The 10,649-nt window shown below is 68.8% G+C and carries 24 protein-coding genes; all 24 read left to right on the top strand.

Translation table 11 applies throughout. The annotated features are described in order from the left end of the window. Positions 1–204 (top strand): hypothetical protein (locus ACPZVR_RS25255; protein ID WP_436702455.1); only part of this gene is annotated, 204 nt, incomplete at its 5' end. Continuing rightward, entirely contained in the window at positions 201–1,049 is an 849-nt protein-coding gene (locus ACPZVR_RS25250; protein WP_436702453.1) for a PD-(D/E)XK nuclease-like domain-containing protein, read from the top strand. The genes ACPZVR_RS25255 and ACPZVR_RS25250, both read left to right, overlap by 4 nt. After that, a complete protein-coding gene (locus ACPZVR_RS25245; protein ID WP_436702452.1) occupies positions 1,046–1,363 on the top strand; it encodes a hypothetical protein in 318 nt (105 codons plus the stop codon). The genes ACPZVR_RS25250 and ACPZVR_RS25245 overlap by 4 nt, the downstream gene beginning before the upstream one ends. Next, positions 1,354–1,962: a hypothetical protein gene (locus tag ACPZVR_RS25240; RefSeq protein ID WP_436702451.1), complete on the top strand. Its 609-nt coding sequence runs from the start codon at positions 1,354–1,356 to the stop codon at positions 1,960–1,962. The genes ACPZVR_RS25245 and ACPZVR_RS25240 overlap by 10 nt, the downstream gene beginning before the upstream one ends. Then, positions 1,959–2,477, top strand: a complete 519-nt coding sequence (locus ACPZVR_RS25235; RefSeq protein WP_436702450.1) for a 3'-5' exonuclease — start codon at positions 1,959–1,961, stop codon at positions 2,475–2,477. Before ACPZVR_RS25240 ends, ACPZVR_RS25235 begins: the two co-directional genes overlap by 4 nt. 78 nt (positions 2,478–2,555) lie before the next feature. After that, on the top strand, positions 2,556–3,101 hold the full coding sequence (locus ACPZVR_RS25230) for a hypothetical protein (protein WP_436702449.1): 546 nt from the start codon (positions 2,556–2,558) through the stop codon (positions 3,099–3,101). Then, a complete protein-coding gene (locus tag ACPZVR_RS25225; protein WP_436702448.1) occupies positions 3,098–3,457 on the top strand; it encodes a hypothetical protein in 360 nt (119 codons plus the stop codon). Before ACPZVR_RS25230 ends, ACPZVR_RS25225 begins: the two co-directional genes overlap by 4 nt. 169 nt (positions 3,458–3,626) lie before the next feature. Then, positions 3,627–4,253 (top strand): hypothetical protein, encoded by a 627-nt coding sequence (locus ACPZVR_RS25220; protein WP_436702447.1) that lies wholly within the window; start codon positions 3,627–3,629, stop codon positions 4,251–4,253. After that, the gene (locus ACPZVR_RS25215; protein ID WP_436702446.1) at positions 4,253–4,600 is read left to right on the top strand and encodes a hypothetical protein; all 348 of its coding nucleotides are present in this window, start codon (positions 4,253–4,255) and stop codon (positions 4,598–4,600) included. Before ACPZVR_RS25220 ends, ACPZVR_RS25215 begins: the two co-directional genes overlap by 1 nt. Before the next feature lie 181 nt (positions 4,601–4,781). Further along, positions 4,782–5,195 (top strand): hypothetical protein, encoded by a 414-nt coding sequence (locus ACPZVR_RS25210; RefSeq protein WP_436702445.1) that lies wholly within the window; start codon positions 4,782–4,784, stop codon positions 5,193–5,195. Then, complete coding sequence (locus tag ACPZVR_RS25205) at positions 5,192–5,383, top strand: hypothetical protein (RefSeq protein ID WP_436702444.1); 192 nt, start codon at positions 5,192–5,194, stop codon at positions 5,381–5,383. The genes ACPZVR_RS25210 and ACPZVR_RS25205 overlap by 4 nt, the downstream gene beginning before the upstream one ends. After that, positions 5,380–5,931, top strand: coding sequence for a hypothetical protein (locus tag ACPZVR_RS25200; protein WP_436702443.1), 552 nt, complete (start codon positions 5,380–5,382; stop codon positions 5,929–5,931). Before ACPZVR_RS25205 ends, ACPZVR_RS25200 begins: the two co-directional genes overlap by 4 nt. Next, entirely contained in the window at positions 5,924–6,142 is a 219-nt protein-coding gene (locus ACPZVR_RS25195; protein WP_436702442.1) for a hypothetical protein, read from the top strand. Before ACPZVR_RS25200 ends, ACPZVR_RS25195 begins: the two co-directional genes overlap by 8 nt. Beyond that, positions 6,139–6,789: a hypothetical protein gene (locus ACPZVR_RS25190; RefSeq protein ID WP_436702441.1), complete on the top strand. Its 651-nt coding sequence runs from the start codon at positions 6,139–6,141 to the stop codon at positions 6,787–6,789. The genes ACPZVR_RS25195 and ACPZVR_RS25190 overlap by 4 nt, the downstream gene beginning before the upstream one ends. Continuing rightward, positions 6,786–7,049: a hypothetical protein gene (locus ACPZVR_RS25185; RefSeq protein WP_436702440.1), complete on the top strand. Its 264-nt coding sequence runs from the start codon at positions 6,786–6,788 to the stop codon at positions 7,047–7,049. The genes ACPZVR_RS25190 and ACPZVR_RS25185 overlap by 4 nt, the downstream gene beginning before the upstream one ends. Before the next feature lie 3 nt (positions 7,050–7,052). Beyond that, positions 7,053–7,280 carry a hypothetical protein gene (locus ACPZVR_RS25180; protein WP_436702439.1) on the top strand — a complete coding sequence of 76 codons (228 nt, stop codon included), beginning with the start codon at positions 7,053–7,055 and terminating at the stop codon, positions 7,278–7,280. Beyond that, entirely contained in the window at positions 7,273–7,452 is a 180-nt protein-coding gene (locus ACPZVR_RS25175) for a hypothetical protein (protein WP_436702438.1), read from the top strand. The genes ACPZVR_RS25180 and ACPZVR_RS25175 overlap by 8 nt, the downstream gene beginning before the upstream one ends. Next, the gene (locus ACPZVR_RS25170; protein WP_436702437.1) at positions 7,449–8,195 is read left to right on the top strand and encodes a hypothetical protein; all 747 of its coding nucleotides are present in this window, start codon (positions 7,449–7,451) and stop codon (positions 8,193–8,195) included. Before ACPZVR_RS25175 ends, ACPZVR_RS25170 begins: the two co-directional genes overlap by 4 nt. Next, positions 8,195–8,701: an HNH endonuclease gene (locus ACPZVR_RS25165; RefSeq protein ID WP_436702436.1), complete on the top strand. Its 507-nt coding sequence runs from the start codon at positions 8,195–8,197 to the stop codon at positions 8,699–8,701. Before ACPZVR_RS25170 ends, ACPZVR_RS25165 begins: the two co-directional genes overlap by 1 nt. Beyond that, positions 8,698–8,892, top strand: coding sequence for a hypothetical protein (locus tag ACPZVR_RS25160; protein WP_436702435.1), 195 nt, complete (start codon positions 8,698–8,700; stop codon positions 8,890–8,892). Before ACPZVR_RS25165 ends, ACPZVR_RS25160 begins: the two co-directional genes overlap by 4 nt. Next, positions 8,889–9,227 carry a hypothetical protein gene (locus tag ACPZVR_RS25155; protein WP_436702434.1) on the top strand — a complete coding sequence of 113 codons (339 nt, stop codon included), beginning with the start codon at positions 8,889–8,891 and terminating at the stop codon, positions 9,225–9,227. Before ACPZVR_RS25160 ends, ACPZVR_RS25155 begins: the two co-directional genes overlap by 4 nt. Next, positions 9,224–9,508 carry a hypothetical protein gene (locus tag ACPZVR_RS25150; protein WP_436702433.1) on the top strand — a complete coding sequence of 95 codons (285 nt, stop codon included), beginning with the start codon at positions 9,224–9,226 and terminating at the stop codon, positions 9,506–9,508. Before ACPZVR_RS25155 ends, ACPZVR_RS25150 begins: the two co-directional genes overlap by 4 nt. Beyond that, positions 9,501–9,863: a hypothetical protein gene (locus tag ACPZVR_RS25145; RefSeq protein ID WP_436702432.1), complete on the top strand. Its 363-nt coding sequence runs from the start codon at positions 9,501–9,503 to the stop codon at positions 9,861–9,863. Before ACPZVR_RS25150 ends, ACPZVR_RS25145 begins: the two co-directional genes overlap by 8 nt. Positions 9,864–9,987: 124 nt before the next feature. Continuing rightward, positions 9,988–10,649: hypothetical protein (locus ACPZVR_RS25140; protein WP_436702431.1), on the top strand; the 662-nt coding region annotated here is incomplete at its 3' end.

Here is a 10,649-nt window from a genome sequence, read left to right as displayed (position 1 = left end):
CGGGACCGGGAGAACCGTGCCGCTGCGGGGATTCCAGAGCCGACCATCGCCGAGCTCGCCCAGGGATTCGGGTCGCACCAGCCGTGGAACTGCCCCACACCCACAGAGCGCTGCGACGACTGCCACCGTGCACACCGGGCCGAACGAGTCATCGAGGAGAGCGAGCACGAGCGGGAGTACGACGCGGACAGGTGGGCGTCATGAGCATCAACCGTGACCTGTCTGAAGCCGACTATCACCGTGACACCGAGCACCTGTCCGCGTCCGGGGCCAAGGTTCTACTCGGGAAGCGTCCGCCTGCCGAGGACTCCGACGCGATCCAGTTCGGCCGCCTCGTCCACACCGTCATCTTGGAGCCGGAGAAGCTCGACCGGTACGCCGTCCTGAACGCCGACGTCATCGGCGTCAAGAAGGACGGCAGCAAGGCCACCAATCCGAAGAACACCGACGCGTGGAGGGAGGCCGTGTTCAAGGCCGAGCGCGACGGACTGATCGTGATCGACGGTCGGACGCTAGCGAAGGCGCAGGCGCTTGCTGACGCGGTCACCAGCCACCCGGAGGCCGGACGTCTCCTCGCCGCCGCGGTCGAGCATGAGGTGTCGATGTTCGCCGAACACCCGACCGGGGCGCCGGTTCGTGGACGCCTAGACCTGCTCGGGCCGGACTTCGTGGCTGACATCAAGACCTGCCGCGATGGCAACCCCGAGGACTTCGGCCGCGTGATGGACAAGCTCATGTACCACGTCAGCGCCGCCAACTACATCGACCTCGCCCGCGCCAACGGCTACGCCGACGTCGACCGCTTCGACCTCATCTGCGTCGAGACCGAACCGACCCTCTCGGGCAAGTACCGCGTGTCAGTGCTGGAGGTCCACGGCGACGCGATCGACAAGGGCCGCGACCTCATGGCCGAGGCGTGCTCTCGGTGGCTGGCGAACGGGCGCGTGATCGACCTACCGGACTACGGCGACGGGCGGCATGTGGTCGACCTGCCGCCGTGGGCCTACGACAACGACTTCGAAGACATTCAGATTGGAGGGGCGGCATGAAGATCGACTACACGCGCGAAGACCTCATCGCTATCTGCGAGAGGGCCGTGGTTCCGCACGACAGGTGGGGCGATCGCGACACCCCCGGAGCACAGGAGGGAGTCGGCAAGGCGTGGGCGTTCCTCAAGGCCGGGTGCACCTTCCGTGTGTCGACCGAGGGCAAGTACTGCGTCACCGATGACCGAACGATCTGGATCGAGATCGACCACGACGACTTCGGAACGCGCGACTGGGGCGGTCCCGGCGAGACCGAGACCTTCTATCTCCCCACCCCCGCCCGGCTCGACGCGACCGCAGGAAGGGATTGGTACTGACCGTGGACATTGCCAACTCACTCGCACCCCGCAGTGATCAGGTCAACGCGGACGACCTCGTGGCCGGCCCTATGACCGTCACCATCCGAAAGGTCGTCGGCGGCAAGGCAGAGCAGCCGTTCGACTTCCTCCTCGAAGAGACCGACCGCGCCTACCGACCCGCCGTCACCATGCGTCGCCTCATCGCAGCCGCATGGGGAACGAACGGTGACCAGTACGTCGGACGACGCCTCACCCTCTACCGCGACCCCGACGTCACCTTCGGCAGGGACAAGGTCGGCGGGATCCGCATCTCGCACATGTCGCACATCGATAAGCGGCTGGAGGTCAAGCTCCAGGTGACACGTGGCAAGCGGGGAACGTTCATCGTCGACCCGCTCCCCGACGCCCCGCCCGCTCGCGACTGGGACGCGATCCTCGCCACCGCAGCCGGGCTCACTGACGAGGACTCGCTGCGGGACCTGTGGACGCGTGAAGGGCTCGGGTCCGCGCCGGCACAGGTCCAGGACGCGATCAAGACACGCGTCGCCGAGGTCAAGGCCGCCGTCACCGCAGAGGACGCGTTCGACCAGCCAGCCGAGGAAGGAGCGCAGTCGTGACGCTCTGCTACATCGACACCGAGACCACCGGCCTCGACCCGCGCATCCACCAGCCATACGAGGTGTCGTACTGGATAGAGAACGAGCCCGAGCCGTTCACGCGCAGCCTGATGCACACCCTGGAGTACGCCGACCCTCAGGCACTCCGCATCGGCCGCTACTTCGAGCGTGGGTTCACGCCCCATTCCACCGCGAGCAGGAATGGCGCGGTCCTCGCCGAGCGACTCCGTGGCGTGACCCTCGTCGGCTCCAACCCATCCTTCGACGCCGCCATGCTGACCCGTGTCATCGGCGCCCCAGTCTGGAATCACCGGATGATCGACGTCTCCAACGTCGCCATGGTCGCGCTCGACGTGGACCGGCCGCTTGGGCTCGCTGCCTGCGCTGACGCCTGCCGAGAGCGGGGCTACGACGTCCCGGAGCCCGATCACACCGCTGAGGGCGACGTGCGAGCGACACGCGCCATCTACGAGGCACTACGGGAGATCCGACGCAAGGAGGCCGCCGGTGAGTAGCCCGACCCTGCCCGACACGACGGCGCCCGAGACCACAGTCTCCGGCGCCGTTTCCAATTCCACCGTCCAGGAGCCCCCATGCTGACCCGCGACGAGCAGCGAGCCGTCCGAGCATGGGGCGGCGCAGCCCTCGAAGCCCTTGCCCACCCCGACACCCACGAACCATCCACCGGCGCGTCGTCCTCCACCCACGGCCTGTTCCCGAACGGCAACTGGCTCGAGTACAACACCAAGGGCATCACGGTCGGCCCGCTCGGCGGGCCTCCCATCGTCAAGGTCACGTGGCCCCAGGTCCACCGGCACGCCCGTGCGCTTCCCGCCGAGCTTGTCGAGCGGATACGCGCCCACCGGCGCCGAGTGCAGCGGCTCGCTATGCAGGGACACCGAATCTTCACGTTGGCGCCCGGCTACGACTACATGCGCCGCGCTGCGGACCGCGACCGGCCCGAGTACGACCGCGAGAGCTGGGAAGCACTGCGGGATCGGATCTGGCCGACCCAGCTCCGCGCGAGCACCCTGCTACGGGTCCAGGGCGACCGGCTGCTCGACGAGGCGCTGCCCCTGGCGGTCGACGACGAGCCGAACGACCTTCTCGAGCTTCTGGCGATGAGCGGTGCCGCATGAGCACCGTCCTCGCTTTCCAGCACCGCCGTCTCATCAAGGCCAGCCAGCTCTCCGACCGGCACCTGGGCCGCCTGGTGCGGATCCACGACGTCGAGGGAACGCTTGCCTGCGTGTCGACCAGCCTGACGCGGGTCGACGTCCACCTCATCGTCGGCGGATCACGCGCGATCTTCCCGCTCGACCACGACGCCGAAGTCGAGGTCGGACCGAAGAACGGCTGCAAGGTCACCCTCCCCCACCTCGTCCCCCGCTACCGAGGCAAGGCCGAGACCCCCACCTGCGGACGCCCTGTCGTCGCGCACGACCTCTGCGAGAAGCACTACGCCGACCGGATCCGACTCGGAGGGGCGCCGTGACGCCCTGTACCGCCACCCACGGCGACCTGACCTGCCGACGACTCAACGGCGGCAACGACCAGTTCCGCATCCCGCACCCCATGCCGCACCTCGCAGCCGACGGCACCCAATGGGACCACGCCGGCATCCGACAACCACGCGGCAACGACCCCTGGAAAGGAGAAGTCACGTGAGCCCCGACGACCCAAGACACGGAGAGGAGCGCGGCTACTTCGCCCACCGCAAGATGGGCGAGCGACCATGCGACCCCTGTACCGTCGCCCACCGCGCGGCACAGAAGCGCCGAACCCTCCGCGTTCTCAACGGCTCCGCGAACTGGATGCCGGCGATCGGGACCCAGCGACGGATCCAAGCCTTGGTGGCGATCGGCTGGCGCCTGGAGGACATCGCCGCCGCCGCGGGGCACAAGAGGACGCACGAGACGATGTCCAGCGTCTTGCGAAAGCAGACGCGAGTCCGCGCGCAAACGGCCGCCCACATTGCCCAGGTCTACGACCGGCTCAGCGGCAAGCCCGGACCCTCGTCACGGGTCCGCGTCAACGCCCGCAAGCGCGGCTGGGCGCCGCCACTGGCCTGGGAGGGCATCGACATCGATGACCCGCTCGCGCAGCCGTGGCAGCCCGAGCAGCAGGTGTGCAGCGTCGGCCGGACCTCGCTGATCGAGGCGCTCGTCGAGGACTTCGACTGGCTCGTCTCCCAAGGCGAATCCGAGCAGCAGGCCGCCGAAAGACTCGGGATCCGACTCGACAGCTTCAAGGACCAGAGGCGACGGTTCGAACGCCAGGAGGTGGCCTGATGGTCAACCAGGTGCGGCGCAACGGGTCTTTTGCACCGCTGTCAGCGCACTACTACGACGACGACGCGGTCATCGCGGCCGGAGAACGAGCCGAGGTGTTGTTCACGCGCGGCCTCGCTTTCAGTGCCCGCAAGCCGACCGACGGCTTCATCAGCGACTTGCAGTTGACGACCTTCCGCCTCTCGGGCGTTGAGTCGCGGGCTGCCCGACTCGTCGAAGTCGGCCTGTGGGAGCGCGTTGACGGCGGATACACGGTCCGTTCCTGGCTCAAGCACAACGCCAGCAGAGCCGAGATCGAGGAGAAGCAGCGCAAGGATGCCGCGCGGAAGCGTGGGGGTCAGTCGTGAGGATTCCATTCGGAGTCCGCGCGGATTCCGTTCGGACTCCGAACGCCTCGCGCGCGGGCGCGCTCCACAGCCACATACACATACACAGCCAGCGCCACCTCCACATGGATCTGGCTCGCCAAATCCAAATCGTTGCGTTCCGTATCGCGCGGGTCCGGCGACTTGGACTTGGAGCTGCGCGATGAACGAGAACGAACGCGACCGCATCGCCGCCGCCATCCACCAACTCCGCCCTGACTGGCCCGCCTCGTCACTGCGGACCCTGCTCGACCGCCCGCAGATCAAGGACCGACCCCGCCGCGATGTCGCAGTCGCCCTCACCTGGGTCGCCTGCGAATCCAAGTCCCAGACCCCGGCACGCGTCCTCGAAGCCGGGCCCTGGTGGCAGGCGGCAAGCACCGAGGGCACCGATGCCGGCGGCGCTGTCACCACTGGCCGCCTCGACCCGACCGGCACCTGTGACACCTGCTCCCAGCCCGAGCACCGTCACGGCCCGACGTCGGGTCACCGGTTCATCTCCGTCGTCGAGGCCGCCCGGTCCCGCGACACCGGCCCCAAGCCACCACTCCCCCGAACCAAGGAGGTTCCGCAATGACCGACCACATCGAGAGCGTCCGCGTCGTCGCCTCATGCCCCAACTGCGGCACGCGAGGCTACGAGATCGACTTCGAGCCTGACGACATCGCATCTGGCGCTGAGATCTCGTTCCCCTGCGATGAGTGCCCCAAGCGCATCACCGTCAGCGTCGACGTCCTTCTCCAGTCCGCCGAGGCCACCCGATGACCGCCGCGTCGAACTCCGAGGCCAGGAAGCGGGCGACAGAGGCCGCCAGCAATTCAGAATCGGCCGCTCTGGCGACGAACAGCCCAAAGCGGGGTGACGACACGTCCGAGACCGCGAACGGCCCGCAGAACGGCGTACAGCCGATCCCCGCCCCCGTGGACTCCGGGACCATCGGGCGGCTGAACGAGGCGGTGCGTGGCGTTCTCGTCGAGACGTTCGCTCGCGAGGTCTACGGGCGCGTGATGGAGGCGACCGCCGACCGGTGGCGGCAGTGGCGGTACCTGACGGAAGCCGCCAAGGAGCGGTATCGAGCCGAGGCTGCCGAGGCCATGGCAGAGGCGCTCGGGCCGGCCCTCGCTGATCTCCTCCGCGAGCACACCGACCGCGCGCTGGCTGAGGTCGAGCAGCGGATCGCATCCAGCGTCTCGCCCAACTTCGCCCTGAGGCATGACGGCAGCGAGGACCCGCAAGCCGCTGCCTACGTCGAGGGGCTGCACGACGCTCACGAGATCGTCCGCGCCGCACGACAGGAGCAGGGCCATGGCTAGGCGCGAGCAGTGGCGCAGCCTGCGTGAGCACTGCGACGTCCGGATGCCAGACGACCTGGCGCGCCTGCTTGCTCGCCACAACGTCACGCCCGCGCAATACCGCGACCTTGAGGCGTGGTGCGGCGAGGGCAACTTCGACCGGATCTACGAGGTCGTCAAGCGATCAGTGGGATACGACCACCGGACGGCCGAATGGGAGGCAAGCCGATGACCGACGCGACCGAGCTGGACATCGACGCGATCCGGGCGCGCGTGGAGGCCGCGACCGAGCTCTGGTCCTGGCACGAGGACACCGACGACACGCTCGCTGGTTGGGGTGCCCACATGGGCCAGATGCTCTATCGCTTGCCGCGTGACGGCCAGACCGACGACATGCGCGAGTCGATCCTGGCGATGGTGGCCGACCTGGGCGCCGCGCTGGACGAGGTCGAGCGGATCCGGGTGGCGCTCGACGAGGCACAGGCCGAGGCGGCAGGGCACCGCAAGCAGACCGACCACCACATCGGCAGGGCCAATCGAGCGGAGCAGCAGGTCGGCCACCTGACGACAGTCGTCCGTGGCCTGGAGGCATCGCTCGACGAAGCGACGACCGAAGTGGAGACGCGCCGAGACCAACTCACCAAGTTCGTCGACGCGCACGCCGTGTGGGTCGAACGAAACGAAGCCGCCACTGCCCGCGCTGAGGCCGCCGAGGCCGCACTCGGGGCCGTGCGGTCCGACGAGGCCGTGGCGCGCGTCGCCGAGGCGATCCGGCGCGCCGACGGCCACATGACCGAGGGCGAGGCACGATCGTGCGCCCGCGCTGCCCTCCGTGCCGTCCTGTCCGCTCCCACGTCCCCCGAGAGGAGCGAGCCGTGAGCCGGGCGCGGCAGTCGGCCGCCGAGTGGTTCGTCATGACCGCGATCGGCGAGAAGCCGAAGTCGCTGCATCCGGGGTCGCTGGTTCTCGACGGGTACGCACTCGACTGGACGCAGCGCACGCCGCGGGGACTCGTCGCTCGGTCGTCCTACCTCGCTCTGCGAGACCTGGCGACGGTCGTGCTCGATGCCGCCAGAGGGCTCGACCCGATCCCCACGTCCCCCGACGGCTCGGCCGTCACCACCACGAAGGAGAGCTGACCCATGTCCGATTCGACCGTCGGCATCACGCTGACCAGCGCGGGCACCGCCTGCGACAACGACCGGTGCTCGGTGCTGGTCTACAGCCCCGACGGACCGCGCCGCATCGGCAATCCGGTGAGCGGCTGCCCGTCGTGCGGCCAGGAGGGCATGCACGTCCGGTTCGGCATCGGCATCGACGAGATCACCGGCGGCTCGGCCGTCACCACCGAAGGAGACCCCCATGCCTGATCCGATCCGCGACGCGGCCCTCGTCGTCGCCATCGCGCTGACGGTCTACGCCGCCGTCTGCGCCCTGCTGCTCCTCGCGGCTCAGGTCGCGGGCGTCCGCCGCAGAGTCGAGTGGCGCTGGCCGCTGGCGCTCGCGACTGTCGTGTGGGTTGCCTGGGTGGTGTCGCGATGACCGGCCTGCACACCGCCCTCCGCGCGCTGGCTGACGAGTGGACCGCAGTGTATGAGCGCTGGAACGGCGTCAGCGACGGGCCGCGCGTTGCGATCTTCAACGTGCACGCACGCAAGATCCTCGCGCTGCTGGCCGAGCACGAGCCCACGCCGTCCGACCAGGCGCTGCGGGACCTGCGGGCCGAGGTCGAAGCGCTGGTCGACAGGATGCTCTGCCCCTGGGACAAGGCCGCCGTCGAGCGGCTCCTCGCCTCCTCTGCCCCCGCCACGGCGAGCGAGGACTGTAGATGTGGATTCGGTGGTTTCCATGATCCGCTGAACCGCCGATGCCCCGCCTTCGACCCGAACCACCCGGACGTCGCCGCCACGGCGAGCGAGGGCGCGACGGAGCCCGGGATCTGCCTGTGGGCCAACCAGATCTGCGAGCAGCCGAACCACCACGGATGCCTCACGTGCACGACCACAGCTGACCGAGATGCCGCCGCCGGCGTCACGTCGTCGGACGCTGCAACGGACCAGCCGTCTGGCTTGCAGGTGCCCACCGACGCTGCAACTCCCGTCACGTCGTCGGACGGGGACCGGGGACTGAGCGAGGAGGAGATCGGCACACTGCTCTGCCGCTGCGGAGTCCACATCTGCCCCGTGCACGACGAAAACGCCGATGGCTACGTCGAGCACCGGGTCGAAGACCTGATCGACGGGATCAACTGCATCCTCGCTGCCCGCACGGCAGGGGGCGCGTGATGGCAGATCCCCAACACTGGAAGCCGACCCGCGAGCAGGCGCAGGGCTGGCGCAAGCGATACGAGCAGAACATCAAAGGCCGACCGCTTGGCGACTTCGCCGAAGCATTCTGGAGCCAGGTTGATCGCGGTTCCGATGATGCCTGCTGGGAGTGGCGCGGTGGCGTGGACCGTGATGGGTACGGACGGTTTCGGAACCCGCTCGGGCGCCGCGCCCACCGGTACTCGCTCGCGCTCTCACTGGGCGAGCCCTTGCCCAAGGGCGCTGTGGTCCGCCACGCGTGCGACAACCCGCCGTGCGTCAACCCTGCCCACCTGTCGATCGGAACCGACCGAGACAACTTCGTGGACATGATCCGCCACAACCGTCAGGCGTGGTCGCTGACGCACTGCCCGCATGGACACCTGTTCGACGAGGCGAACACCTACATCCGACCGAGCACCGGTGGCCGCGAATGTCGCGCCTGCTGGAAGCGGAAGCGTTCCAACTCAAAGGAGGCCGCATGACCGAGCAGCAACAGCCCGAGGCCACCGAGCGCGTCGAGTGGGCCAGCATCTACGACTTCCGAGCACATCCGACACGCGAGGCCGCCGAGCGGGTGCAGAGCCGCTTCGGAGGCGAGATCTACCGCCGCACCGTCACGACCTACGCGCCCGTCGTGGGCCCGTGGGAGCCGATCGAGGAGGAGCAGCCGTGAGCACCTACCTGCTGGGCATCGCCACCCTCCCGACGATCCTCGTCGTCGGCTACCTATCCGCATGGCTGCTCGGGCGACTCATCGCCACCCTGACATCCCTCCACCTGGGCATCTGGCATCGAGTCCGCCCCGACGACGAGCGCATGACCCGCGAACGCCGAGCGGCCGTGATGTACGGCCTCCGCCACGGCGTCGTGTTCAGCCTCGGCGAGTTCGTCCTCGTCGTCGGCCGCGACCTCGACGAAGACCGACGGCACTGGGCGGCCAGACGGCTGCTGCGCAGGCTCGACGTCTTCGAGCCGGTCGAGGACACGGCGGGCGGTGAGCAGCCATGAGCACCCGACAGGACTGTCCAACCTGCCCCAGCCGCGACGTCACCGACACCCACATCGGCCGCTGCCGCTTTGTCACCACCGAGCGCACCTCGGCCGAGCAGTATGGCGCCACTCAGGGCATCCCGGCAGTCGCGACCGCCGACGCCTGGGCGCACCTCGGTCACGTCGCCACACCACAGGACGCCACGCGCATCATCCGCCAGATCGTTGACCTCGGCTGGCGGCCCGTGATCGGCAAGGATCCAGGGAGACTCTGGACGGGCGGTGACGACCGTGGCTGAGCAGGACGACCGGGACGCACTGTCCGAAGTGCTGCGGTGCCCCGGCTGCGGCTCGGTGATAGATCCGAACCGGAGCACCTGCTACCCGCTCAAGGTGGACGTGACGCAGCCCGGATACCGATACCTCGAAGGGATCTGGGGCTACTGCCGCACCCTTTCGCGCAACGTGCGACTCGGAGAGGACTGGCTGGCCCAGCGGGATCGGCGGGTGCGGGCGGAGGCGTTGCGGGAGACGGCCGACGAAGCGAGTTGGCCGAACCTCGGAAGCGAGCCGGGAAGCGGGCACACCAGCACCTACTCGGTTCGCCGCTGGCTCCGTGAGCGCGCCGACTGGATCGAGGCGGGCGACCAGTGACCACCTGCGACCACCACCTCTGGAACGACCCAGACGGACTCACCTGCACCAGAACCGACCCACATCAGACCGGACACGTCTACCGACCCAGCTCAGGGATGGACGACGAACAGATGGAGGACCAGTGAACTGCCGCTACAGCCGCGAGGCCGACGCCTACCTGGTCGACGGCGAGATCTGCCGAGTCGACGAGTACGGCGACCCGACCCGGCACTGCACGGCACGACGCACCTGCTCCGTGCACGTCGGCCACGGCGAGCTGACCTGCCCCCGATGCCTCGGGCGAGTCCGGCGCAACATCAAGCAGGTCGCCGGCTACTCGGCACTCATGCTCCCTGCGGCGATCGGTGCCGGCGTCAACTCCGACGCTGCCGACCTGGCTGGCCCGGCGGCAGACCCGAGGCTCGTTCGCGACCTGAGGTTCTACGTCGACGGCCACGCCACCCGAGCGCTGCGAGCGGGGCGCATCGACGAGGCGACCTGGGAGAAGATCCTGACCGCGCTGCCCGACGAGGACGAACTCCACCCGTACTCGGTCCTGACGCGCTGGCAGATGATGCTCTCCGAGGACTACGGCCACGACCTGCCCGAGCGGCTCAGCATCACCGGCGCCGCCGAGTACCTCGACCGGAATCTCGGCCGCATCGCCCAGGACCCGGAACAGGACTTCGCACTGCTGGCCCGGGAGGTTCGCAAGGTGTGCCAGCGCCTCGAGAGCGTGCTCCACAACAGCACCCGACCAGACCGCGGCGCGTTCTGCCCCGACTGCAAGGCCGACGGTCACGG

The organism is Nocardioides segetis (assembly GCF_051390595.1).
Lineage (GTDB): Bacteria > Actinomycetota > Actinomycetes > Propionibacteriales > Nocardioidaceae > Nocardioides.
Note: the sequence above shows the minus strand (reverse complement) of the source record. Positions and strands in the feature narration are given on the sequence as shown.

Excerpts from the sequence above, each read along its gene's own strand:
- ACPZVR_RS25245 (WP_436702452.1), top strand. The coding sequence starts at position 1,046 with ATGAAGATCGACTACACGCGCGAAGACCTCATCGCTATCTGCGAGAGG.
- ACPZVR_RS25250 (WP_436702453.1), top strand. The coding sequence starts at position 201 with ATGAGCATCAACCGTGACCTGTCTGAAGCCGACTATCACCGTGACACC.
- ACPZVR_RS25165 (WP_436702436.1), top strand. The coding sequence starts at position 8,195 with ATGGCAGATCCCCAACACTGGAAGCCGACCCGCGAGCAGGCGCAGGGC.
- ACPZVR_RS25150 (WP_436702433.1), top strand. The coding sequence starts at position 9,224 with ATGAGCACCCGACAGGACTGTCCAACCTGCCCCAGCCGCGACGTCACC.
- ACPZVR_RS25200 (WP_436702443.1), top strand. The coding sequence starts at position 5,380 with ATGACCGCCGCGTCGAACTCCGAGGCCAGGAAGCGGGCGACAGAGGCC.
- ACPZVR_RS25205 (WP_436702444.1), top strand. The coding sequence starts at position 5,192 with ATGACCGACCACATCGAGAGCGTCCGCGTCGTCGCCTCATGCCCCAAC.
- ACPZVR_RS25225 (WP_436702448.1), top strand. The coding sequence starts at position 3,098 with ATGAGCACCGTCCTCGCTTTCCAGCACCGCCGTCTCATCAAGGCCAGC.
- ACPZVR_RS25195 (WP_436702442.1), top strand. The coding sequence starts at position 5,924 with ATGGCTAGGCGCGAGCAGTGGCGCAGCCTGCGTGAGCACTGCGACGTC.
- ACPZVR_RS25230 (WP_436702449.1), top strand. The coding sequence starts at position 2,556 with ATGCTGACCCGCGACGAGCAGCGAGCCGTCCGAGCATGGGGCGGCGCA.
- ACPZVR_RS25210 (WP_436702445.1), top strand. The coding sequence starts at position 4,782 with ATGAACGAGAACGAACGCGACCGCATCGCCGCCGCCATCCACCAACTC.
- ACPZVR_RS25180 (WP_436702439.1), top strand. The coding sequence starts at position 7,053 with ATGTCCGATTCGACCGTCGGCATCACGCTGACCAGCGCGGGCACCGCC.
- ACPZVR_RS25175 (WP_436702438.1), top strand. The coding sequence starts at position 7,273 with ATGCCTGATCCGATCCGCGACGCGGCCCTCGTCGTCGCCATCGCGCTG.
- ACPZVR_RS25170 (WP_436702437.1), top strand. The coding sequence starts at position 7,449 with ATGACCGGCCTGCACACCGCCCTCCGCGCGCTGGCTGACGAGTGGACC.
- ACPZVR_RS25215 (WP_436702446.1), top strand. The coding sequence starts at position 4,253 with ATGGTCAACCAGGTGCGGCGCAACGGGTCTTTTGCACCGCTGTCAGCG.
- ACPZVR_RS25160 (WP_436702435.1), top strand. The coding sequence starts at position 8,698 with ATGACCGAGCAGCAACAGCCCGAGGCCACCGAGCGCGTCGAGTGGGCC.
- ACPZVR_RS25190 (WP_436702441.1), top strand. The coding sequence starts at position 6,139 with ATGACCGACGCGACCGAGCTGGACATCGACGCGATCCGGGCGCGCGTG.